Annotated in this window: 21 protein-coding genes; 14 read left to right on the top strand and 7 right to left on the bottom strand. The window is 62.6% G+C overall.

The features are described from left to right. Positions 1 to 13 precede the first annotated feature (13 nt). Genes ACD590_RS33460 through ACD590_RS33445 form a run of 4 tightly spaced genes read left to right on the top strand, consistent with a single transcriptional unit; the run spans position 14 to position 5040 of the window. Entirely contained in the window at positions 14 to 952 is a 939-nt protein-coding gene (locus tag ACD590_RS33460) for an ABC transporter permease (protein WP_018246941.1), read from the top strand. Next, positions 949 to 1800, top strand: coding sequence for an ABC transporter permease (locus tag ACD590_RS33455; protein WP_105010209.1), 852 nt, complete (start codon positions 949 to 951; stop codon positions 1798 to 1800). The genes ACD590_RS33460 and ACD590_RS33455 overlap by 4 nt, the downstream gene beginning before the upstream one ends. Continuing rightward, positions 1797 to 3506, top strand: coding sequence for a dipeptide ABC transporter ATP-binding protein (locus tag ACD590_RS33450; protein WP_439004284.1), 1710 nt, complete (start codon positions 1797 to 1799; stop codon positions 3504 to 3506). The genes ACD590_RS33455 and ACD590_RS33450 overlap by 4 nt, the downstream gene beginning before the upstream one ends. 19 nt (positions 3507 to 3525) lie before the next feature. Then, a complete protein-coding gene (locus tag ACD590_RS33445) occupies positions 3526 to 5040 on the top strand; it encodes an ABC transporter substrate-binding protein (protein WP_018246944.1) in 1515 nt (504 codons plus the stop codon). A gap of 82 nt (positions 5041 to 5122) precedes the next feature. On the opposite strand, the gene yghU is transcribed toward ACD590_RS33445, so the two are convergent. Together yghU and ACD590_RS33435 are read right to left on the bottom strand one after the other, a co-directional pair. Further along, complete coding sequence (gene yghU / locus ACD590_RS33440) at positions 5123 to 5998, bottom strand: glutathione-dependent disulfide-bond oxidoreductase (RefSeq protein WP_193445084.1); 876 nt, start codon at positions 5996 to 5998, stop codon at positions 5123 to 5125. A gap of 192 nt (positions 5999 to 6190) precedes the next feature. Then, on the bottom strand, positions 6191 to 7093 hold the full coding sequence (locus ACD590_RS33435) for a DUF1932 domain-containing protein (RefSeq protein ID WP_439004283.1): 903 nt from the start codon (positions 7091 to 7093) through the stop codon (positions 6191 to 6193). 160 nt (positions 7094 to 7253) lie between these two features. Here ACD590_RS33435 and ACD590_RS33430 point away from each other — a divergent pair, with 160 nt between their 5' ends. From ACD590_RS33430 to ACD590_RS33420, 3 genes are all read left to right on the top strand, one after another. Then, positions 7254 to 7721: a universal stress protein gene (locus tag ACD590_RS33430; RefSeq protein ID WP_028732438.1), complete on the top strand. Its 468-nt coding sequence runs from the start codon at positions 7254 to 7256 to the stop codon at positions 7719 to 7721. A gap of 120 nt (positions 7722 to 7841) precedes the next feature. Beyond that, positions 7842 to 8756: a DnaJ C-terminal domain-containing protein gene (locus tag ACD590_RS33425; RefSeq protein WP_018448997.1), complete on the top strand. Its 915-nt coding sequence runs from the start codon at positions 7842 to 7844 to the stop codon at positions 8754 to 8756. A 2-nt stretch (positions 8757 to 8758) separates the two neighbouring features. Next, entirely contained in the window at positions 8759 to 9082 is a 324-nt protein-coding gene (locus ACD590_RS33420) for a chaperone modulator CbpM (protein ID WP_018246950.1), read from the top strand. Positions 9083 to 9095: 13 nt separating this feature from the next. Here the strand turns inward: ACD590_RS33420 and ACD590_RS33415 are convergent, their stop codons facing one another. From ACD590_RS33415 to ACD590_RS33405, 3 genes are read right to left on the bottom strand one after another with little or no spacing between them, the layout of a single operon-like run. After that, complete coding sequence (locus ACD590_RS33415) at positions 9096 to 10025, bottom strand: phosphatidate cytidylyltransferase (RefSeq protein ID WP_439004282.1); 930 nt, start codon at positions 10023 to 10025, stop codon at positions 9096 to 9098. Then, complete coding sequence (locus ACD590_RS33410) at positions 10022 to 10642, bottom strand: lysophospholipid acyltransferase family protein (protein ID WP_018246952.1); 621 nt, start codon at positions 10640 to 10642, stop codon at positions 10022 to 10024. The genes ACD590_RS33415 and ACD590_RS33410 overlap by 4 nt, the downstream gene beginning before the upstream one ends. Next, positions 10639 to 11268 carry a CDP-alcohol phosphatidyltransferase family protein gene (locus ACD590_RS33405; protein WP_439004281.1) on the bottom strand — a complete coding sequence of 210 codons (630 nt, stop codon included), beginning with the start codon at positions 11266 to 11268 and terminating at the stop codon, positions 10639 to 10641. The genes ACD590_RS33410 and ACD590_RS33405 overlap by 4 nt, the downstream gene beginning before the upstream one ends. A gap of 206 nt (positions 11269 to 11474) precedes the next feature. On the opposite strand from ACD590_RS33405, the gene ACD590_RS33400 reads away from it, so the two are divergent. Genes ACD590_RS33400 through ACD590_RS33375 form a run of 6 tightly spaced genes read left to right on the top strand, consistent with a single transcriptional unit; the run spans position 11475 to position 18706 of the window. Beyond that, complete coding sequence (locus ACD590_RS33400; RefSeq protein WP_018448994.1) at positions 11475 to 12461, top strand: BMP family protein; 987 nt, start codon at positions 11475 to 11477, stop codon at positions 12459 to 12461. Positions 12462 to 12469: 8 nt separating this feature from the next. Continuing rightward, positions 12470 to 13882 carry an amidase gene (locus tag ACD590_RS33395; protein WP_439004280.1) on the top strand — a complete coding sequence of 471 codons (1413 nt, stop codon included), beginning with the start codon at positions 12470 to 12472 and terminating at the stop codon, positions 13880 to 13882. Beyond that, on the top strand, positions 13879 to 15411 hold the full coding sequence (locus ACD590_RS33390) for an ABC transporter ATP-binding protein (protein ID WP_115157694.1): 1533 nt from the start codon (positions 13879 to 13881) through the stop codon (positions 15409 to 15411). Before ACD590_RS33395 ends, ACD590_RS33390 begins: the two co-directional genes overlap by 4 nt. Further along, a complete protein-coding gene (locus tag ACD590_RS33385) occupies positions 15401 to 16450 on the top strand; it encodes an ABC transporter permease (RefSeq protein ID WP_439004279.1) in 1050 nt (349 codons plus the stop codon). Before ACD590_RS33390 ends, ACD590_RS33385 begins: the two co-directional genes overlap by 11 nt. Next, on the top strand, positions 16447 to 17391 hold the full coding sequence (locus tag ACD590_RS33380; RefSeq protein ID WP_105010197.1) for an ABC transporter permease: 945 nt from the start codon (positions 16447 to 16449) through the stop codon (positions 17389 to 17391). The genes ACD590_RS33385 and ACD590_RS33380 overlap by 4 nt, the downstream gene beginning before the upstream one ends. 25 nt (positions 17392 to 17416) lie before the next feature. Continuing rightward, positions 17417 to 18706, top strand: coding sequence for an amidohydrolase family protein (locus ACD590_RS33375; protein ID WP_439004278.1), 1290 nt, complete (start codon positions 17417 to 17419; stop codon positions 18704 to 18706). 62 nt (positions 18707 to 18768) lie between these two features. Here ACD590_RS33375 and ACD590_RS33370 read toward each other — a convergent pair whose 3' ends face one another. Together ACD590_RS33370 and ACD590_RS33365 are read right to left on the bottom strand one after the other, a co-directional pair. Further along, complete coding sequence (locus ACD590_RS33370) at positions 18769 to 19467, bottom strand: ribonuclease activity regulator RraA (protein WP_018246960.1); 699 nt, start codon at positions 19465 to 19467, stop codon at positions 18769 to 18771. Between the two features lie 27 nt (positions 19468 to 19494). Continuing rightward, a complete protein-coding gene (locus ACD590_RS33365) occupies positions 19495 to 20280 on the bottom strand; it encodes an SDR family oxidoreductase (protein WP_439004277.1) in 786 nt (261 codons plus the stop codon). 95 nt (positions 20281 to 20375) lie between these two features. On the opposite strand from ACD590_RS33365, the gene ACD590_RS33360 reads away from it, so the two are divergent. Then, entirely contained in the window at positions 20376 to 21248 is an 873-nt protein-coding gene (locus ACD590_RS33360; RefSeq protein WP_439004276.1) for a LysR family transcriptional regulator, read from the top strand. The last annotated feature ends 6 nt before the right edge of the window (positions 21249 to 21254 follow it).

Below are 21254 nucleotides of genomic sequence, written 5' to 3'. Positions count from 1 at the left end.
GGCGATCGCCGTCATGCATCGCTATAAATTCGTTCTGACGCGACCGCTGCAGTTCCTGCCCGTCATCTTCGGTATCAGCGTCATCACTTTCATTCTGGTCCGGCTGATCCCCGGCGATCCGGCGCGCAATATCCTCGGGACGCGCGCGACGCCGGCAGCGCTTGCCAGCATTCGCGCCCAGTACGGCCTCGACCAGCCGATGTGGCTGCAATATGTCTATTTCCTCAAGAACCTCGCCAACGGCGAGATGGGCAAGTCGATCCTCTACAAGATCGACGTGCTGAAGCTGATCGTCACCCGTATCGAGCCGACACTCGCGCTCGTCGTCTCCAGCGTCGTGCTTTCGGTCCTGATCGCGGTGCCGATGGCCGCAATCGCCGCACGTAATGCCGGCCGGGCGCCGGATCATGCGGTGCGCATCGTCTCGACCTTCGGCATCGGTTTCCCCCCCTTCTGGCTGGGGCTGATGCTGATCATCCTCTTCAGCGTCGAACTCGGTGTGCTGCCGGTCTCGGGCTATGGTGCGACGATCGGCGAGAAGCTGTCGCATCTGGTGCTGCCGAGCCTGACGGTGGCGCTGTCGCTTTCGACCGTGCTGACGCGCAGCCTGAGGGCGGCGATGATCGACCAGCTGAAATCGGATGTTGCGACGGCGGCGCGCGCCCGCGGCATGCCCGAAGGTATCGTCTTCTGGCGGCATGTACTGCCGAATTCGCTGGTGCCGACGATCAACCTGCTCGCCGTCAACATCGGCTGGCTGATCGGCGGTACGGTGGTGGTCGAGAGCGTCTTTGCGCTGCCCGGCATGGGGCAGCTGCTGGTCCGGGCGATATTCTCGCGTGACTACATGGTGGTCCAGGGCGTCGCCATGGTCTTTGCCTGCGCCACCGTGCTTATCAACTTCATCGCCGACATCGTCACCGTCGCAGTCGATCCGAGGGTGAAGCTATGAGCATCGAGGCGATCGCCCCCGCATCTCTCGGCTGGCGCCGGTTCTTCGGCCGGCGGCTGATGCTTGCCGTCGGTGCCGGCTTGCTGCTGTTCTTCGTCCTGCTGGCGATCGGTGCGCCCATCATCGCGCCCTACGACCCGATCATGCAGAATGCCGAGGTGCGCCTGCAGGCGCCTTCACTGTTGCACCCCTTCGGCACTGACAATTTCGGCCGCGATATTCTCTCCCGCGTTATCTGGGGCGCGCGCCTCGACCTGCAGATGGCGCTGATCGGCGTCATCTTCCCCTTCGTGATCGGCACGACAGTCGGCACGATCGCCGGCTTTTTCGGTGGGATCGTCGATGCGCTGTTCATGCGCCTCGTCGATATCATCCTCGCCTTCCCCTTCCTCGTGCTGATGCTGTCGATCATTGCGATCCTCGGCCCAGGCCTCGGCAGTTTCTATATCGCCATGGCGCTGGTCGGCTGGGTCTCCTATGCGCGGCTGATCCGGGCACAGATGCTGGTGCTGAAGGGCAGCGACTATGCCGTTGCTGCCGTCAGCCTCGGCTTCAGCCGCCCACGGATCATGTTCCGCCACCTGCTGCCGAACGCGATCGCCGGCTCGATTGTCTTTTCGATGTCGGACGCGACGCTGGTACTGCTCAGCGGCGCTGCTGTCAGCTATCTCGGCCTCGGCGTCCAGCCGCCGATCGCCGAATGGGGTGTCATGGTCGCGGAAGGACAGAGCTTCATCACCACCGCATGGTGGATCACGCTGTTTCCCGGTCTCTCCATCGTCTGCCTCGCCTTCGGCTTCAGCATGCTGGGCGACGCGCTCGGCGAACTGCTGGGGGTGCACGAATGAGCGGCTCCGTGCTGTCCGTCCGTGATCTCACAGTCAGGGCGCATGTCGATTCCGGCCCGCGCACGCTGCTCGATGCGGTCTCGCTCGACCTCGGCAAGGGCGAGATCCTCGGTCTCGTCGGTGAGAGCGGCTCGGGCAAGAGCCTGTTCTGCCGTTCCCTGGTGCGCCTGCTGCCCTCCTCGCTGCTGAAGATCGAAAGCGGTAGCGTGCTGCTCGAAGGGCGCGACCTCATGCGGGTCGACGATGGCGAGATGCTGAAAGTGCGCGGCGGCGAGATCGGCATGATCTTCCAGAACCCGACCAGCCATCTCGACCCGGTGATGCGGATCGGCGATCAGATCGCCGAGGGCATCCGCTATCACCAGGGCCTCAACATCCGGGAGGCCCGCGTCGCGGCGACGGAAATCCTGGCGCAAGTCGGCTTCCCCGATCCGAAGCGCCAATATGATAGCTATCCGCACGAATTTTCCGGCGGCATGCGGCAGCGGGCGATGATCGGCGTGGCGCTGTCCTGCAATCCGAAGATCCTGATCGCCGACGAGCCGACCACGGCACTCGACGTGACCATTCAGGCGCAGATCCTGCGGCTGTTGATTGACATTCGGGACCGGCGCGGCCTGTCGATCATTCTGATCACCCACGATCTCGGTATCGTCGCCCAGACCTGCGACCGCATCGCCGTGCTGCGCGGTGGCAAACTGCTCGAAGAGGGGCCGAAGCGGACGATCCTGGCGCGGCCGCAGCATCCCTATACGATCAACCTGATCAACAGCCACCCTTCCCTGCCGAGCGCGATATCAGCGCCGTTACCCGAGCTTGCCGAAGCCAGCAACCCGGCGAGACCGTTGCTCGAAATCGACGATCTCCATGTGCGCTTCAGAGCGGGCGGTGCGCTGCTCAGGGGCGGTGCCAAGATGGTCAGCGCCGTTGCCGGCGTCAGCCTGCAGATCATGCCGGGCGAGACGGTCGGCATCGTCGGCGAGTCCGGCAGCGGCAAGAGCACGCTTGCCCGCGCCGTGCTCGGCCTCACGCCACTTTCCTCGGGCCACGTCACTTTCGACGGTATCGATCTGGCGCTGCAGAAAAGCGCGGGCCTGGCAAAGCTCAGGCGCGAGACGGCGATGGTCTTCCAGGACCCCTACAATGCACTTAATCCGCGGCTGACGATCGGGCAGATGCTGGCCGAAGTGCTGAAGGTGCAGGGCAAGGTCGCCAAGGCCGATATCCCGGCGCGGATCGGCGAACTGCTCGATCTCGTCGGCCTCGAACGCGAATTCGCCGGCCGCAAACCGCGCAGCATGAGCGGCGGCCAGTGCCAGCGCGCCGGCATCGCCCGGGCCCTCGCCGTCGATCCGAAGATGATCATCGCCGACGAATGCGTGGCCGCCCTCGACGTCACCATCCAGGCCCAGATCATCGAGCTCTTCCGCGAGCTCACGGCGAAGATGAATCTCACGCTGATCTTCATCGCCCATGATCTCGCGATCGTCCGCAATCTCTGCGAACGGGTCGTCGTGATGTATCGCGGCGAGATCGTCGAGGAAGGTCGCTCCGAAGAGGTCTTCGCGCGGCCGAAGCATCCCTATACGGCGGCGCTGATCGCCGCCATTCCCGACATCGATCCTGACAAGCGGCTGCTTCAAGACGCCGACGGCAAGGACGATCCGCATTCGATGCCGATCCAGCCCATCAAACGCATGCCATAACAACGAAGGGAACGAACTCATGACAAACAGGTGGAAATCAATCGGGCTTGCAGCCTTGTTCGCCGGCCTGACGCTCAGTGCAAGCTATGCGGAGGCCGCCGGTGTACTCACCATCGGCCGCCGCGAGGATTCGACGACATTCGATCCGATCAAGACTGCGCAGAACATCGACAACTGGGTGTTCTCCAACGTCTACGACGTGCTGATCCGCGTCGACAAGACAGGCACGAAACTGGAGCCAGGCCTTGCCGAAAGCTGGACCACCTCGGATGACGGGCTGACCTACACGTTCAAGATCCGCGACGCGAAATTTTCCGACGGTTCGCCGCTGACGGCGGAAGACGCGGCCTACAGCCTGCTGCGCATCCGCGATGACGCGGCCTCGCTCTGGAGCGATTCCTACAAAGTGATCGACACGGCGGTCGCAACCGACGCGCACACGCTGACGATCAAGCTCAAGAACCCGTCCGCGCCGTTCCTTTCGACGCTGGCACTGCCGAATGCCTCCGTCATCTCCAAGAAGGGCATGGAAGCGCTTGGTCCCGATGCCTATGGCGAAAAGCCGATCGCATCCGGCGCCTTCGTGGTCGAGGAATGGCGGCGCGGCGACCGCGTCATTCTCAAGAAGAACCCGAACTTCTGGCAGGCGGACCGGGTGAAGCTCGACGGCGTCGAGTGGATCTCGGTGCCTGACGACAATACCCGCATGCTGAACGTCCAGGCCGGTGAGCTGGATACGGCGATCTTCGTGCCCTTCTCCCGCGTCGAGGAGTTGAAGAAGGACCCGAACCTCAACGTCGATATCGACGCTTCGACCCGCGAGGACCATCTGCTGATCAACCATGCGCATGGCGCGCTCGGCAAGAAGGAAGTCCGCCAGGCGCTCGACCTGGCGATCGACAAGAAGGCGATCGTCGATACCGTCACCTTCGGCCAGGGCACGGTCGCCAACTCCTACATTCCGAAGGGCGCCCTCTATTATTATGCCGACAATCTGCAGCGGCCTTATGATCCCGCAAAAGCAAAGGAGCTGCTGGCAGCCGCCGGCGCCTCTGACCTGACGCTGAATTATCTGGTGCGCGCCGGCGACGAAGTCGACGAACAGACGGCGGTGCTGGTCCAGCAGCAGTTGCAGAAGGCCGGCATCACCGCCAATCTGCAGAAGGTCGACCCAAGCCAGGAATGGGACATGATCGTCGCCGGCGACTACGACGTCTCGGTCAACTACTGGACCAATGACATTCTCGATCCGGACCAGAAGACCACCTTCGTGCTCGGCCACGATTCCAACAACAACTACTCGACCAATTACAAGAGCGAGGCGGTGAAGGAACTGGTTGCCAAAGCGCGCCTCGAGCTCGACCCGAAGAAGCGCGAACAGATGTATGTCGATCTGCAGAAGATGGCCAAGGACGACGTCAACTGGATCGACCTCTATTACAGCCCCTATATCAACGTCTCACGCAAGAATATCGAGAACTTCTACCAGAACCCGCTCGGCCGGTTCTTCCTGGAAGATACGGTCAAGAACTGAGTTCTGACAGCATGCAGATGCTCCGCCGCTCCAGGCGGCGGAGCATCATTTGGTGCTGCGACAAGTGGCTGGGGCCGCTTGCTTACTCGGCGGCAGCGAGCTTGTCCTGCGTCCTGGTGTCGAAGTCGCTGGCGTCGTGGCGCTCGTGCAATTGGCTCGAGGGCTCGCCGGAGAGGCGGTTGACCATCCGGCCGCGTTGCACGGCCGGCCGGCTGTGGATGGTGTCGGCCCAGCGCAGCACGTTCGTATAGTCCTCGACCTGCAGAAACTCGGCTGCACCGTAGGTCCAGCCTTTCACCAACCCACCATACCAGGGCCAGACGGCAATATCGGCGATCGTATAATCGCTGCCTGCCAGATACTCGCTTTCGGCAAGGCGACGATCGAGCACGTCGAGCTGACGCTTCACCTCCATGGCAAATCGGTCGATCGCATATTCGATCTTCGTCGGCGCATAGGCGTAGAAATGGCCGAAGCCGCCGCCGAGATAGGGGGCGCTACCCATCTGCCAGAACAGCCATGACAGGCATTCGGCGCGGGCGGCCGGTTCAGTCGGCAGGAAGGCGCCAAACTTTTCAGCGAGATAGGTCAGGATGGCGCCGGATTCGAAGACACGGATCGGCTTTGGCCCGCTGCGGTCCATCAGCGCCGGTATCTTGGAATTGGGATTGACCGCGACGAAGCCGCTGCCGAACTGGTCCCCATCGCCGATCTTGATCAGCCAGGCGTCATATTCGGCACCGCTATGGCCAAGGGCCAGCAACTCCTCGAGCATGATAGTGACTTTCTGGCCGTTCGGGGTGCCGAGCGAATAGAGCTGCAGCGGATGGCGGCCGACCGGAAGCTCCTTGTCATGCGTCGGCCCTGATATCGGGCGGTTGATACTGGCGAATTGGCCGCCATTCGCCTTGTTCCAGGTCCAGACCTTCGGGGGTGTATAATCGGGAGAACCGCTCATCTTTCAAACTCCTGGGATTGATCGGACAGAGCGCGACGCCGGTTGGGGCCGCCGCATTTTTCCTGACATAGCAGAGGCGATGAGGTTTTGTCAGAGGTGTCGGAGAAGGTTCACACAATCGTCAGAGTGTTGGAAAGCCCATGGCTCCATCTCTCATATTCGGTTGCTGCGACGATTGCTTGACCATTGCGATCAGTTTTCGGTTCCCGAGGAAGCGATGATCTCGTCCAGCTGTCCGACGAGCACGCGGCTGCCCTCCACGTCGCCAGCCATCCTGGCAAAGAGGTCCGCCATGCCGCGGAAGATGGTCCCCGCCGGATCATCGTCTCCAAGGAAATCGGCAATCTCCTGCATTTCGGCGACCCATCGATAGGCCTTCGGGTACATGTCGGGAATGGATCTCGACAGCTTGCGATCGACGTCCGGAAGGCTTTCGGAGAGTTCGGCTTTCAGGCTTTCGGCAGCACCCGAACGCGATGCGGCAAGCAGCATGGCGGTGCCGAGGCCGGTAAATCCCTTGTTGATGCCGGCATAACACATCTTCAGGGCCGAGGCGGCGCCGAGCGGTCCGTCGAGCCTGCGGATCCGCAGGCCGCAATCCTCGAGCAGCCGGCTCCGCTCCGCGGTATCGCCGCTGATATAGATGGTCGGACCTGATTTGCCGGGGACCGGCGGCCCGCCGATGATCGCACCGTCAAGCACTTCGACGCCGCTGCTTTCGAAGCGTGCCGCCAACGCCTGCATCGTTTTCGGCGCAATTGCGTTAAGGTCGACGAAGGGCGGCGGGGCCGGCATCCCCGACGATATGTCCGCGACGAGGTCGGCGACCTTGATCGCCTCCGATGGCGGAACGATCGACAGGATCAGCTCGGCCTTCGTCAGCTCCTGGCGGCCGACCGGCACCATGCCGGCTGCCTTTGCCCGCGCAATCGTCTGCTCGCTCCTGCCCTCGAGGTAAGTCAGCACCGTGGCGCCGTGGTCGATCAGCCGTTTGGCGGCAGCACTTCCCATCGCACCCGAGCCGATAATCGCAAAATTCGGCATATGAACCTCAATCAGTGACGACATCGGGTTAGAAATGTTGCTGATGGCCATGCCGTCAACTGCGACGATTCAGCCGGAGGTTCGTTCACAAGCAGCTGGCCGTTTCATGCGCGCTGCCGTTGCGGCGCTTTTTCTTGATATTCGTCAATGCCGGGATGGACGACACCGGTATGATCGGTGTTATCATTCGCATTCGAGGATATGGATTTCAATGTATCGAACGATCATCTGCGGCATCGGCATGGGCTCCCGGGAAACGGCAAGCCGCCTTTTGCGTCGGGCTGCTGCGCTGGTGGATGAAGGCGGAAGCCTCGTCGTCATGCACGTCATCGAGAGTATCCCCCACCGTCACCTGACGGAGCTTCCCGAAGAATTCGAAACGACCGCGATCGTCGACGCCGAAAAGAAACTTGCATCGCTTTGTAAAGAGATGGGAGTTCCGGCAACGATCGAGGTTCGTATCGGCGTTGCCGCCTCCGTGCTCGTCTCCGTCGCAAGGCAGAAATCGGCCGATCTCATCCTGCTTTCATCCCATGTGACGGATATCACCGACTACGTCTTCTCCTCGATCGTCGACAAGGTCGTGCGCCACGCCGGGTGCTCGGTTCTCATCGACCGGCGACCCGATCCCGCGCATGAAGGCTCGGCGCCTCAAGTGGAAGACGCGGCGTTGTTTTAGTTCCGCTGCGGATTGATGAAGTCGATCAGAGCGACCGGACTCCCCTCCCCGGCGGCGGCCCGACAACCTATATCATCCCCAAGCCAACCAGCAGTATTCGCTGCCTGACCGGAGATATGCATGAGCCAGGATCCATATGAGCTTCTGGGCGTAAAGCGGGATGCGACGCAAAAGGATATTCAAAGCGCGTTCCGCAAGCTCGCCAAGAAACTTCACCCCGACCTCAACCCCGGCGACAAAAAGGCCGAGGAACGGTTCAAGGAAATTTCAACCGCCTACGAGATCTTGAGCGACGAGGAAAAACGCGGACGCTTCGATCGCGGCGAGATCGACATAACAGGCGCCGAGCGGGCGCAGCGCAATTATTACCGCGACTATGCTTCAAAGAGCGGCCCTGGCGATCCCTATCACAACAGTGCCGGCTTTGCCGATTTCGGCGATGCCGACGATATCTTTGCCAACTTCTTTTCGCGCCGGGCGGGAGGCGGCCAGAACCATGGTCGTGGCCGGGACCGCCAGTTCTCCATGGAGGTCGATTTTCTCGAGGCCGCCAACGGCACCAGGACGGAAGTCAAGCTGCCGAATGGTCCGGCGCTTGACGTGCAGATCCCGCCGGGGACGCGCGACGGCCAGACCTTGCGGCTGCGCGGCAAGGGCGAACCTGGCATCGGAGGCGGACCGGCGGGCGATGCCCTGATCGAAATCCGTGTCCGCCCGCACCGTTTCTTCACGCGAGACGGTGACGATATCCGCCTGGAACTGCCGATCTCCCTCAGCGAGGCCGTGCTCGGTGGCAAGGTTCGTGTGCCGACGCCGTCCGGAGCAGTCAATCTGACGCTGCCGCCTCATTCGAACAGCGGCAAGGTGTTGCGTCTCAAGGGCAAGGGTGTTGCAAAACGCGGCGGCGAACATGGTGACGTCTACATTTCGCTGAAGATTGTGCTGCCCGACGCCCCGGATGAACGGCTGACGGCCTTCATGAAGGAATGGGCAACAGCAAACTCCTACGATCCGAGAAAGAACATGGAGGCTTGATCATGGATGATCTCGAATTCCGTCTTTACTTGAAAATCGACATCGTCCAGCTTGACCTCTGGGTCGAAGAGGGTTGGCTGATCCCGGAGACGTCAGGCGGCCAACGGCAATTTCGCGACGCCGATGTCGCACGCGCCCGGCTCATCCTGGACCTCATGGGAAACATGGGTGTCAACGAAGCCGGCGTCGATATCGTCATGGAGCTGGTCGACGAGTTGCACGGCCTGCGGGGAACGATGGGCAAGCTGATGACCGCCATCAGCAAGCAGGAGCGGGATGTTCAGCACCGGCTGTTCGAGAGCCTCGAGGAGATCGACCGGCTTTAGCCAAAACCAGCTTCTACGTGGTGAACCAATAGCGGACGATGTGGAAGAACAGCGGCGCTGCGAAGGTGATGGAATCCAAGCGGTCGAGCACGCCGCCATGGCCCTCGATCACATAGCCCCAGTCCTTGGCATTGAGATCGCGCTTGATGGCCGAGAGCACGAAGCCGCCGAAGAAGCCGGCGACGACGATGACCGTGCTGATGGCTGCGGCCTGCAGCGGAGAGAACGGCGTCAGCCGATAAAGCAGTGTTCCCACAAGGATGGCCGAGGCGCCGCCTCCGACCAGCCCTTCGATCGTCTTCGACGGGCTGATATTCGGCGAGAAACGGTGCTTTCCGAGGAGCTTGCCCCAGACATACTGGAAGACGTCGCTGAGCTGCACGACCACGACCAGATAGACGAGAAGGAGCGCCGCCGGCGTGCCGGTCTCCAGCATGAGAAGTGCGGGAGCATGGCTGATCGAATAGACCGTCAGCATCAATCCCCATTGCACCCTGGCGCTGCGGGCGAGGAATTCGTTGACGTCACCCGTCAAGGTCGCCACCGCCGGCAGGATCAGGAAGGCATAGACCGGGATGAAGATCGCAAAGAGGCCGTACCACTCCGTTCCGAGCAGCACGTAATGCAGCGGCAAGACGACGAAGAAGGACAGGAAAAGCGCCAGATGATCGCCGCGCCGCGATGGTGTCAGGGTCCAGAATTCGCGAAGCGCCATAAAGGATAGGAATGCGAACAGGATGACGGTCGCCGTGTCGCCGAGCAGGATTGCGCCGCCGAACACTGCGACCATGATCCACCAGGAGCGGATACGGGCGTTGAGATTTTGGACGGTGGCGACGGAGCCGGGCTCGGTTGCGCGCCGCTGCAGAATGAAACCGACCGCGGAGGCGACGGCAAGCAGGCCGAGGATGGCGGCCAGTACGATGGAGAAAATGCTGGTCATGCAATGCGCCCCCCGTCCGCGAGCTCAATGACCGCGGCACGGGCGCGGGCCAGGAATTCGGTCTTTTCCTCGCCCGGTTCGACGCGGAGCGGCTTGCCGAAGCGCGCCGTGCAGGTGATCGGGACGATCAGCATGCTTCCCTTCGGCAGGATGCGCTGAAGATTATCGAGATGGATCGGCACGAGATCGACATCCGGAAAACGGCAGGCGAGGCGATAGATGCCGCTGCGGAACGGGGCGACCTCATCGGTGGCGCTTCTCGTTCCCTCAGGAAAAATCAGGATCGAACGGCCTTCCTCGAGCAGGCGCTCGAGAGGTTCCAGCGGATTGCTGTCGGGCAGAGGTTTGCGGTCTATCAGGACGGCGCGCAGGCACTTCTCCGCTATGAACCGGCGAAAGGCATTGGTTCCCCAATAATCTCGTGCGGCGACCGGATGGGTCAGCCGGCGCACAGGCCACGGCAGGGCAGCCATGACGGCGACGGTATCGACATGGCTGTTGTGATTGGCGAAATAGATGCGGCGGCGGGGATCGGGCGTGCAGCCTCGCCATTCGCTTCGGGCGCCGACCAGAATACGGACGAACAGCACGAGAAGGCGACGGACGAGCGCGATCATGGTCTCTCCAGCGAACGGGCAAGCGTTATCGTGCGTGTGATGCAGGTGATGAGGCTTCCGGCCGCGATGATCGCCGACGCGAGGATCAGCGACCAATTGCTGGCGGATATCAGCGTCTCGATACTCTGGGCAACGAGACCCGCGGTCAGTACCGCCATGCGGCGCTGTTTGGCCATGATGCCGCTGAAGTCTTGGGGAAGACCGACCGCTCCTCCGAAGACCCTGATATAGGCGGTGAGTGCAGCAAGCAGCGCAGCTAACCAGCCGAGCCAGGCAAAGCCGCAGGCATAGCCGGCCGCGACAAGAAGCAGACTGTCGGCGATCCGATCGGGAAATTCATTATAGATCGGTCCGCTCTTGGTTTTCTTGCCGCCTTCGATCGCGACCATCCCGTCGAGCAGATTACAGACGAGCCGCAACTGCACCGAGATCGCCGCACAGACCATCGCAATCGGATGTGATGTAAGCAGGATAAGCGCTGCGCCGATACCGGCAAATAGGATCGACAGTAGAGAAATGCCGTTCGGCGTGACGCCGGTGCGCGCCAGCCATGCGCTAGTGCCGATCGCCCAGGACGACGATCGGCTCGCGATCGGTCGCCGCGAAGCGTCCTCATCTTCCCCCATTTTCATTTCCCCAACCCCTATCCTCCTTGCATATCCTGCCAATGTCGTCGCGCCAAGCCGCGACGACACACAGGTTCGGAAAATTTGGCTGCAAACACAAGGCGCAACAGATTGAACAGCCTGATTTTTAAGCCCATTCGCTGCTTGACACATTTTTAGGCGCTACTATGATTTTTGAACCAAATGGTAAAAAAGGGGAACAATCAATGACCAAAGATATCCTGATTTCACGCCGGGCAGTGATCGCGTCCGGCATTGCGCTTGGGGTCAGCGGCTTTGCCCCGCTGGCAAGAGCCGCCGCGCCGCTGAAGGTTGCCGGCATTCATGCGTCGCCGGTTGAAAATGCCTGGAACTCCTGTCTGCACAAGGCGCTGCAGGACGCGGCCAAGGAAGGCGTCATCGAATATGTCTTCTCCGAAGGCGTCTCCGGCACCGATTATCCCCGCGCCATGCGTGAATATGCCGAACAGGGCAACAAGCTGATTATCGGCGAGGCCTATGCGGTGGAGAAAGAGGCCCGGCAGGTCGCGGCCGACTACCCCGATACCGCTTTTGTCCTGGGTTCGAGCGGCGAGCAGGCCGGCGACAATTTCGGCGTCTTCGGTACCTGGAACCATGACGGCGCCTATCTTGCCGGCATGCTGGCGGGCAAGATGACCAAGTCGAATGTCGTCGGTTCGGTCGGCGCCATTCCGATCCCCGAGGTCAACATGCTGATCAATGCCTTCGCGGCCGGCGTCAAGGCGGTCAATCCGGACGCGAAGCACCTCGTCTCGTTCATCGGCACCTTCTTCGATCCGCCGAAGGCTCGCGAAGCCGGTCTTGCCCAGATCGACGCCGGCGCCGACATCCTGTTCGGCGAGCGCATCGGCACCGCCGACGCCGCCAAGGAGCGCGGCATCAAGTCGGTCGGCTCGCTGATCGACTATACGCCACGTTATCCGGATACGGTGTTTGCCAACGCCATGTGGTATTTCCGGCCGATCCTGGACGCTGCGATCGCCGATGTCGCTGCCGGAAAGCCGGTCGGCAGGAACTACACGTCCTATGGCCTGATGAAGGAAGGCGGCAGCGATATCGTTTTCGTCAAGGGCGTGGCACCCGCCGATGCGGAGGCTGCGATGGAAGCCAAGCGGGCTGAGATCAAGGCCGGCACCTTCGAAGTTCCGAAGATGATGGACGAGCCGAAGTAATTCGGCTCATGAAGGACGATGCGACGGATCTGGCGGCAGCGATCAGAAATGGCAATCTGAGCGCTGCAGAGGCGATGCAGGCTTCTCTTGCCGCAGCTCAGCGGCAGGAGCCGCTCGGCGCCATCGCCTATCTCGATGCCGCCATGGGTCTCGCCTCGGCCGACGGCCGCGACCGGGAAAATCGGAGCGAGCCCGAACGCTTTTCCAACAGGCCGTTTGCCGGCGTGCCGATCTTGGCGAAGGATCTTGGCGGCCCCTTCGCCGGGCTGCCGGTCACGGCCGGCTCCCGTCTCTTCGAAAGAAAAGGCGGCGAAGCGGACTCCGATCTGGCTGCCCGTTTCCGCGAGGCCGGCTTCTGCCTGTTCGGCCTGACGACCAGCCCGGAATTCGGCCTTTCGCTTGCCAGCGAACCGGCAATCGGGCCGATCTGCCGCAATCCGCTTGATCCGGCCCGGACCGCGGGTGGTTCCTCCGGCGGTGCGGCGGCAGCGGTTGCCGCCGGGATCGTCGCGATTGCGCATGCCACCGATGCCGGCGGTTCGATCCGTGTGCCGGCTGCCTGCTGCGGCCTTGTTGGAATGAAGCCGACGCGCGGCGCCATCCCGGGCGGGCCATCTTTCGGCAATCACCTCGCCGGCATTGCGAGCGAACTCGCGGTTTGCCGTTCGGTGCGGGATACGGCGCTGATTTTCGACGAGCTGAGCGGCAATTCACGAGGTCCTTTTGCGGATCCCTCCCCTCTCGATATCGACAACGAGCGTTTGCGGATCGGCCTGTTGACCAATACCGGAGCGGCCTATCCGACCGAGGGTGATCGGCTTGCAACTGTCGAGGCTGCGGCTCGTGCCCTTGAGAGCGATGGGCACGTCATCGTTCCGCTGAGCTGGACCGAGTTCGAATGGAGCGTCGCTTCAAGCGGCCGCGCCTTCGCCGATATCGTCTCCGTCAACCTTGCGGCGCTCATCGAGGCGGCGGCGCTTGATGAAAGCAGAGCCGAGCGACTGACGCAGGCTTTCGCGGCGCGCGGACGGGCGCTGCCGGCGACATCGCTCTGGAACACGCTGAACGATGCCGTCCTGGTGAGCCATAAGCTCTGGGCGCTATTCGACAGGGTCGATTGCATCCTCATGCCGATGCTTTCGTCTGCACCTCTTGCGATCGGCTCCTTTCCGTCCGATCATGCCGACACGGATCTGCATCTCGAGCGGATGACGGCATTTGCGCCGCTTGCCTGCCTCGCCAATATTTCGGGTTTTCCTGCTTTGACACTGCCTTTCGGACAGGATGAGCACGCCATGCCGCTGCCGGTGCAGATCATGGCGCCGATGGGCCAAGAGCCGCGGCTCCTGTCACTTGCCGCACGTCTGGAGACCGACGGGCGGTGGCACCACCGTTTTCCCGTTGCGGGGCTGCCGTCATGACCGGGCCCGTGCTGGAGATTATCGGCGTCAGCAAGCGCTTCGGCGCCAATCTTGCCAATGACGATATTTCCATGACGCTTGCCGGGGGTGAGGTCGTCGCCCTTCTCGGCGAGAACGGTGCGGGCAAGACCACGCTGATGAGCATCCTTTTCGGCCACTACATGCCGGATGCCGGCCGAATCCTGATCGAGGGCACGGAGGTGCCGCAGGGCAAGCCGCGCGCGGCGATCCGCGCCGGCGTCGGCATGGTCCATCAGCATTTCTCGCTGGCGCCCAATCTGACCGTTCTCGAAAATGTCATGACCGGCACCGAAAGATTGTGGTCCTGGCGCTCGGGAACATCGGCGGCGCGGAACAAGCTTTTGGCAATTTCCGAACGCTTCGGCCTCAAGGTCGATCCGGATGCCCGCCTTGGTGACCTCTCGGTCGGCGAACAGCAGCGCGTCGAGATCCTCAAGGCGCTCTATAATGATGCCCGGATCCTCATCCTCGATGAGCCGACGGCAGTGTTGACCAATATCGAGGCCGAACGGCTGTTCACGACACTGAAGGAAATGGCCCGCCAGGGCCTGTCGCTGATCTTCATCTCCCACAAGCTCGACGAGGTCATGGCGGCCGCCGATCGTATCGTCGTCCTGCGCGGCGGCAAGATGGTCGCCGAACGCAAGGCGTCGGAAACCAGCAAGGCGGAACTCGCTGAACTGATGGTCGGGCACCGTGTGACGCGGCCCGTGCGCGAGCCGTCGACACCGGGTGCCGTTGCCCTCGAAGCGGCCGATGTGACGGTGCGCATCGGCGGCGTCGATCGGCTGAAATCGATCAGCTTCCGGCTGCACCAGGGCGAGATCCTCGGCATTATCGGCGTTTCCGGCAGTGGCCAGGCGGCATTAGCGCATCTTCTCTCCGGCACGCTCTCGCGCAGTAGCGGCGACCTTCTGCTATTCGGGGAAGCCATCGGCAATCTCGGCGTTGCCGATGTCGTCGAAGCCGGCATCGGCCGCATTCCCGAGGATCGCAACGAGGAGGGCGTGATCGGCGAAATGGCGATCTGGGAAAACACCGTGCTGGAGCGCATCACCTCACCGGCCTTTTCTCGCCGTGGCCTCGTCAACCACAAGGCGGGCATGGCGTTCGCGAAGGAGATCATCGACGGCTTCGATGTCCGCGGCGGCGGCCCGGCCATCCGTACCCGGCTGCTCTCAGGCGGCAATATGCAAAAACTCATTCTCGGCCGCAACCTGCATCGGCGGCCGCGCATCCTGATCGCGGCGCAGCCCGCGCGCGGTCTCGACGAAGGGGCCGTGGCCGCCGTGCACGCCCGCCTGCTCGAAGCCCGCCGGCAGGGTACCGCCGTGCTGTTGATCTCGGAAGATCTCGACGAGGTGATCGCGCTTGCCGATCGCATACAGGCAATCGTCGGCGGCCGCCTGTCACCGCCAGTCGAAGCCGACGGTGCCGATGCCCGCAGGCTGGGACTGATGATGGCTGGCGAATGGCAGGAAAGCCCAGAGGCCGATCATGCGATTTGAGCGCCGCGAACACCGCCCGCTTTACCTGCTGATCGTCACGCCTGTCGTCGCGGTCATCGCAGCGCTGGCGCTGGCGGGTATCCTGATATCAATTGCCGGCGCGCCTGTTATCGATGCCTATTGGCGCATCCTGATCGGCGCTTTCGGCTCCCGGCTGTCGGCGACCGAAACGCTGACGCGGGCAACGCCGCTGATGCTGACGGGGCTCGCCGCCGCCGTCGCCTTCCGGGCGCGGCTCTGGAATATCGGCGCCGAGGGCCAGTTTTATCTCGGCGCCATCGCCGTTGCCGCGGCGAGCTCGAAGCTACTCGGCAATCTTCCCGCCCCCATTCTCATTCCGCTGCTGCTGCTGATCGGCGCAATCGCCGGCATGGTGTTGATCCTGATCCCCCTCTGGCTCAGGTTGCGCTTCTCGGTCGATGAAGTCGTCACCAGCCTGCTCCTGAACTTTATCGCCGTGCTCTTCGTCTCGATGCTGATCGACGGCATCCTCAAGGATCCGCTCGCCTTCGGCTGGCCGCAGTCGCAATCCGTCAGCGATCACGCCATGCTGCCGAAGCTGATCGCCCGCTCACGCCTGCATATAGGCTTTGCGCTCGCGATCGCCTTGGCCATCGTCGTCCATTTCGTCCAGTCGCGCACCGTGTTCGGCATGCAGTCGCGCGCCGCTGGCCTCAATCCCGGCGGCGCGGTCTTCGCCGGCGTCCCCCTCGGCAGAACGCTGGTGAAGGTCGCCTGCCTTTCGGGCGGGCTTGCAGGGTTGGCGGGGGCGATCGAGGTGATGGGCGTCAAGGGTTATGTGACGACCGATCTGTCGCCCGGCTTCGGCTATGCGGGTATTGTTGTCGCCATGCTCGCCAACCTCAATCCACTCGGCGTCGTCTTCGCGGCCATTTTCACCGCCACCATGTTCGTGGGCGCGGATGGCATGAGCCGGGGCCTCGGCATACCCACCTATATCGCCGATGTCACGGTGGCGCTGTCGCTGCTGACGATGCTGATTGCCTTGTTCTTCACCCAATACAGGATCCGGCGATGATGCAGCTCTTCGACATCATCGCTTCCGCTGGACTCTGGGCGGCAATTCTGCGGATCGCCACGCCGCTGATTTTCGGCACGCTCGGCGCATTACTCTGCGAACGGGCGGGTGTGCTCAATCTTGGCATCGAAGGCATCATGACCTTCGGTGCGATGATCGGCTGGCTTTCCGTCTATCATGGGGCCGATCTCTGGACCGGCCTGCTGATTGCGGCGGTGGCCGGCGGCGTCTTCGGCCTGTTGCATGCGGGCCTGACGGTGACGCTCGGCCTCTCCCAGCATGTCTCCGGTCTCGGCGTCACATTGTTTGCCTCGAGCTTCAGCTATTATGTCTTCCGGCTGATCGTGCCACTTGCCAATACCCCGCCCACCATCGTGCCGTTCCAACCGATCGCGATACCTGGTCTTTCGACGCTGCCTTTCATCGGGCCGGCCTTCTTCACGCAGACGGCGCCGACCTATCTTGCCATCCTTATCGCCCTGCTGATGGCTTACATCATCTTCCGCACGCCCGTCGGCCTTGCGATCCGCATGACCGGCGAGAACCCGCATGCGGCGGAAGCTCAGGGCGTCAATCCGATGAAGGTGCGCTACGGCGCGGTGATTGCTGGAAGCGCGCTGATGGGAATGGGCGGCGCTTTCCTGACTTTGTCGGCGTTCAACAGCTTCTTTCCGACCATGGTGCAGGGGCGCGGCTGGATCTGCATCGCGCTCGTCGTCTTCGCCTCCTGGCGGCCCGGCCGCGCGCTGTTCGGCGCCCTGCTCTTTGCCTTCTTCGACGCCTTTCAGCTTCGGCTGCAAACCGCACTCAGCGGGCTCGTGCCCTATCAGCTCTTTCTGATGACGCCCTATATCCTTTCCATTGCCGCCCTTGCCGTCATGGCCCGCCGCGCCCGCGTTCCGCAGGCACTGATGCAGCCCTATCGGCGCGGCGAACGCTGAACCACTTCTGTCCAATGAGGCTCCGATGTTCGATCTGATCGTCAGAAATGCAAGTCTCCCCAATGGCCGAAACGGGATCGATATCGGTATCCAGGGCGGCAAGATCATCGCTGTCGAGCCTAATCTCCAGGCGCAGGCAGGAGAAGAGATCGACGCGACCGGCCGGCTCGCCACCCCGCCCTTCGTCGATCCGCATTTCCATATGGACGCTACGCTGTCGCTCGGCCTGCCGCGTATGAACGTGTCCGGCACGCTGCTCGAGGGCATCGCGCTCTGGGGGGAATTGCGGCCGATCGTGACGAAGGAGGAACTGGTCGATCGCGCGCTGCGTTATTGCGATCTCGCGGTCACGCAGGGCCTGCTCTTCATCCGCAGCCATGTCGATACCAGTGACCCCAGACTGGTGACCGTCGAGGCGATGATCGAGGTTCGCGAGAAGGTCGCGCCCTATATCGATCTGCAGCTGGTCGCCTTTCCCCAGGACGGTTATTACCGCTCGCCGGGCGCAATCGATGCGCTCAACCGCGCTCTCGACATGGGCGTCGATATCGTTGGCGGCATTCCACATTTCGAACGGACGATGGGTGAAGGTACGGCCTCGGTCGAGGCGCTCTGCCGCATTGCCGCCGATCGCGGCCTGCCGGTCGACATGCATTGCGACGAAACCGACGATCCACTCTCGCGCCATATCGAGACGCTGGCTGCGGAAACCATCCGCTTCGGCCTGCAGGGGCGCGTCGCCGGCTCGCATCTGACCTCGATGCATTCGATGGACAATTATTACGTCTCCAAGCTCATTCCGCTGATGGCGGAGGCCGAGATCAACGTCATCCCCAATCCACTGATCAACATCATGCTGCAGGGCCGGCACGACACCTATCCGAAACGCCGCGGCATGACTCGCGTGCGGGAGCTGATGGATGCTGGGCTCAATGTTTCCTTCGGGCACGACTGCGTCATGGACCCCTGGTATTCGATGGGGTCGGGCGACATGCTGGAGGTCGGCCATATGGCAATCCATGTCGCGCAGATGGCCGGCATCGACGACAAGAAGAAGATCTTCGACGCGCTGACCGTCAATTCGGCGAAGACGATGGGGATTGCAGATTACGGCCTGGAAAAGGGATGCAACGCCGACCTTGTCATCCTTCAGGCCAGCGACACGCTGGAAGCGCTGCGGCTGAAGCCGAACCGGCTGGCGGTGATCCGCCGCGGCAGGGTCATCTCCCGCTCGGCGCCACGCATCGGTGAGCTTTTTCTGGACGGGCGCCCGGCCCGGATCGACGGCGGCCTGGATTACGCACCTCGCTATTGAGATGGGGCGAAAGCAAAAGGGCCGCGAAGCCGCGGCCCTCCTCAATCCGCCTGGCCTGGAGCCTATTTCTTCGAGGCCTCGTAGAGCGCCTTGGTTTCGGCGTTCATCGGGTAGAGGCCGGGCAGCGGCGTGCCTTCATCGATCCTGGTCATGATCCAGGCTTCCATGCGCTCCTGTTCCGGGGCTTCCGCCAGTACGGTGTCGAGTAGATCGGCCGGGATCAGCACCGCGCCGTCCTGGTCGACGACGATGATGTCATCGGGGAAAACAGCCACGCCGCCGCAGCCGATCGGCTGCTGCCAGGCGACGAAGGTGAGGCCGGCGACCGATGGGGGTGCTGCGACGCCACGGCACCAGACCGGCAGGTTGGTATCGAGCACGCCGGCAAGGTCGCGTACGACGCCGTCGGTGACGAGTGCGGCAACGCCTCGCTTCTGCATGCGGGCGCAGAGGATATCGCCGAAGATGCCGGCATCGGTGACGCCCATCGCATCGACGACGGCGACACAACCTTCCGGCATCGCCTCGATCGCGGCGCGGGTCGAGATCGGCGAGGCCCAGGATGCCGGCGTTGCCAGATCTTCACGGGCCGGAACAAAGCGCAGGGTGAAGGCCGGGCCGACGATGCGCGGCTGGCCGGGCTTCAGGGGAACGGCGCCGCGGATCCAGACGTTGCGCAGGCCCTTCTTCAGAAGAACGGTCGTCAGGGTCGCCGTCGAGACGGTCTTGAGGGTTGCTATCGCTTCAGCGCTGAGGGCCATCGGGAATCGGTTCCAATTCGGTTTCTGTCAGATGCTCTGGATCATGCCGCCATCGACGCGGATCACCGATCCGGTGAGATAGGAGGCAGGCTCGCTCGCCAGGAAGGTGACGACATTGCCATATTCTTCCGGCCGGCCATAGCGGCCGAGCGGAATGCTGCCGGTGCTTTCTGCGACGACGTCATCGATGGAGCGGTTTTCGCGTTTGGCCTTCTGCTCGTCGAGGAAGGTGATGCGGCCGGTGGCGATCCGGCCCGGCAGGACGATGTTGACGGTGATGCCGTCGCGCCCGACTTCGCGCGCCAACGTTTTCGACCAGCCGACCAATGACAGGCGCAGCGCATTCGAGATGCCGAGATTGGGGATCGGCGCGACCACGCCCGACGAGGTCGAGGTGACGATGCGACCCCATTTGCGCCCTCGCATCTCAGGCAGCATCCGATCGGTAATGGCGATGACGGAGAGCACCATGCTCTGGAAATACTGGTTCCAGAGCATCGGATCCTGGCCGGAGACGGTGGTTGGCGGTGGGCCGCCGGTATTGTTGACGAGGATATCGACCGGTCCGAACTGCTGTTCGATTGCAGCGACATGCGCATCGATCGAACCGAGATCGGAAAGATCCCATTGCAGAGCCAGTGCCTTGCCGCCTTCGGATTCGATCGCCGCCGTGGTCTTCTCAGCGGCGGCGAGGTCGATATCCGCCGCGGCAATTCTGGCGCCTTCGCGCGCAAGCTTGGCGGCAATCGCGCTGCCCAATCCGCCGCCGGCACCAAGCACCAGGGCCGTCTTGTCCTTCAGGCCGAAATCCATTCCATCCGTCTCCTCAATGATCGGCCATCTTTCGGAGCAACGGACTATAAATAAAATATGGCTTCTGCTTCGTTCAAGAGATAGAAAAACTATCGATGGACACACGTTTTCTCGAAACCTTCATTGTCGTTGCCGAGCGGCACTCGCTGGCAGAGGCCGCGCAGCGGCTGAACCTCACGCCTGCGGCCGTCGCCCAGCGCATCCGCGCATTGCAGGCCGAGCTCGGCGTGCGGCTGCTGGTGCGTTCCGGCCGCGTCATGCGGCCGACGGAGGCGGGTTTTGCCATTCTCGATCGCTGCAGGGATCTGGTGCGCGATACACGCGACCTGAAGGCGATGGCCGGCACCGCGACGATTTCGGGCGAGATGCGGATCGGGGCGATCAATACGGCGCTGACCGGCCTCGTTCCCGACATTCTCCACCGTCTCGCCCAGGACTATCCGCTGATCGAAATCTTCCTCAAGCCGGGCGCGTCGATGGACCTCTATGCCGAGGTTTTGAACGGCGCGCTGGATGCGGCCTTCATCATCGAACCTCGATTTCCGATGCAGAAGACACTGACCTTCAACAAGCTGCGCCAGGAACCCCTGGTGCTGATCGCTCCGCGGGACTGTGAGGGGGCGGATCCGCTCGAACTGTTGAAGACCCTGCCCTTCATTCGCTACGACCGCAACCAGTGGGGTGGTCACATCGCCGATGAATATTTGCGCGAGATCGGCATCCATCCGGTCGAGCGCTATGAGCTCGACGCGCTGGAGGCGATCGCGGTGATGGTAGACCGCGGTCTCGGAATCTCGATCGTGCCGGATTGGGCGCCGCCCTGGCCGGCTGGCCTTGATATCCTCAAGCTGCCCCTGCCCCGCTCGTCCGCCGTGCGCACCGTCGGCATCGTGGTGACGCGATCCTCGCCGAGGACGAATCTCGTCGCCGCGCTTCTGGAAACCAGCCGCGCGGCGATGGGAACCTGATCAATT

Source organism: Rhizobium sp. 862_C5_N1_2, from assembly GCF_051811205.1.
Classification (GTDB): Bacteria; Pseudomonadota; Alphaproteobacteria; order Rhizobiales; family Rhizobiaceae; genus Rhizobium; species Rhizobium leguminosarum.
Note: the sequence above shows the minus strand (reverse complement) of the source record. Positions and strands in the feature narration are given on the sequence as shown.

What these genes read in the sequence shown, in the direction of transcription:
- ACD590_RS33375 (WP_439004278.1), top strand. Translation starts at nt 17,417, where the DNA reads ATGTTCGATCTGATCGTCAGAAATGCAAGTCTCCCCAATGGCCGAAAC.
- ACD590_RS33395 (WP_439004280.1), top strand. Translation starts at nt 12,470, where the DNA reads ATGAAGGACGATGCGACGGATCTGGCGGCAGCGATCAGAAATGGCAAT.
- ACD590_RS33385 (WP_439004279.1), top strand. Translation starts at nt 15,401, where the DNA reads ATGCGATTTGAGCGCCGCGAACACCGCCCGCTTTACCTGCTGATCGTC.
- ACD590_RS33450 (WP_439004284.1), top strand. Translation starts at nt 1,797, where the DNA reads ATGAGCGGCTCCGTGCTGTCCGTCCGTGATCTCACAGTCAGGGCGCAT.
- ACD590_RS33420 (WP_018246950.1), top strand. Translation starts at nt 8,759, where the DNA reads ATGGATGATCTCGAATTCCGTCTTTACTTGAAAATCGACATCGTCCAG.
- yghU (WP_193445084.1), bottom strand. Translation starts at nt 5,998, where the DNA reads ATGAGCGGTTCTCCCGATTATACACCCCCGAAGGTCTGGACCTGGAAC.
- ACD590_RS33370 (WP_018246960.1), bottom strand. Translation starts at nt 19,467, where the DNA reads ATGGCCCTCAGCGCTGAAGCGATAGCAACCCTCAAGACCGTCTCGACG.
- ACD590_RS33460 (WP_018246941.1), top strand. Translation starts at nt 14, where the DNA reads ATGCATCGCTATAAATTCGTTCTGACGCGACCGCTGCAGTTCCTGCCC.
- ACD590_RS33365 (WP_439004277.1), bottom strand. Translation starts at nt 20,280, where the DNA reads ATGGATTTCGGCCTGAAGGACAAGACGGCCCTGGTGCTTGGTGCCGGC.
- ACD590_RS33410 (WP_018246952.1), bottom strand. Translation starts at nt 10,642, where the DNA reads ATGATCGCGCTCGTCCGTCGCCTTCTCGTGCTGTTCGTCCGTATTCTG.
- ACD590_RS33360 (WP_439004276.1), top strand. Translation starts at nt 20,376, where the DNA reads ATGGACACACGTTTTCTCGAAACCTTCATTGTCGTTGCCGAGCGGCAC.
- ACD590_RS33455 (WP_105010209.1), top strand. Translation starts at nt 949, where the DNA reads ATGAGCATCGAGGCGATCGCCCCCGCATCTCTCGGCTGGCGCCGGTTC.
- ACD590_RS33415 (WP_439004282.1), bottom strand. Translation starts at nt 10,025, where the DNA reads ATGACCAGCATTTTCTCCATCGTACTGGCCGCCATCCTCGGCCTGCTT.
- ACD590_RS33380 (WP_105010197.1), top strand. Translation starts at nt 16,447, where the DNA reads ATGATGCAGCTCTTCGACATCATCGCTTCCGCTGGACTCTGGGCGGCA.
- ACD590_RS33445 (WP_018246944.1), top strand. Translation starts at nt 3,526, where the DNA reads ATGACAAACAGGTGGAAATCAATCGGGCTTGCAGCCTTGTTCGCCGGC.
- ACD590_RS33390 (WP_115157694.1), top strand. Translation starts at nt 13,879, where the DNA reads ATGACCGGGCCCGTGCTGGAGATTATCGGCGTCAGCAAGCGCTTCGGC.
- ACD590_RS33435 (WP_439004283.1), bottom strand. Translation starts at nt 7,093, where the DNA reads ATGGCCATCAGCAACATTTCTAACCCGATGTCGTCACTGATTGAGGTT.
- ACD590_RS33405 (WP_439004281.1), bottom strand. Translation starts at nt 11,268, where the DNA reads ATGGGGGAAGATGAGGACGCTTCGCGGCGACCGATCGCGAGCCGATCG.
- ACD590_RS33425 (WP_018448997.1), top strand. Translation starts at nt 7,842, where the DNA reads ATGAGCCAGGATCCATATGAGCTTCTGGGCGTAAAGCGGGATGCGACG.
- ACD590_RS33400 (WP_018448994.1), top strand. Translation starts at nt 11,475, where the DNA reads ATGACCAAAGATATCCTGATTTCACGCCGGGCAGTGATCGCGTCCGGC.
- ACD590_RS33430 (WP_028732438.1), top strand. Translation starts at nt 7,254, where the DNA reads ATGTATCGAACGATCATCTGCGGCATCGGCATGGGCTCCCGGGAAACG.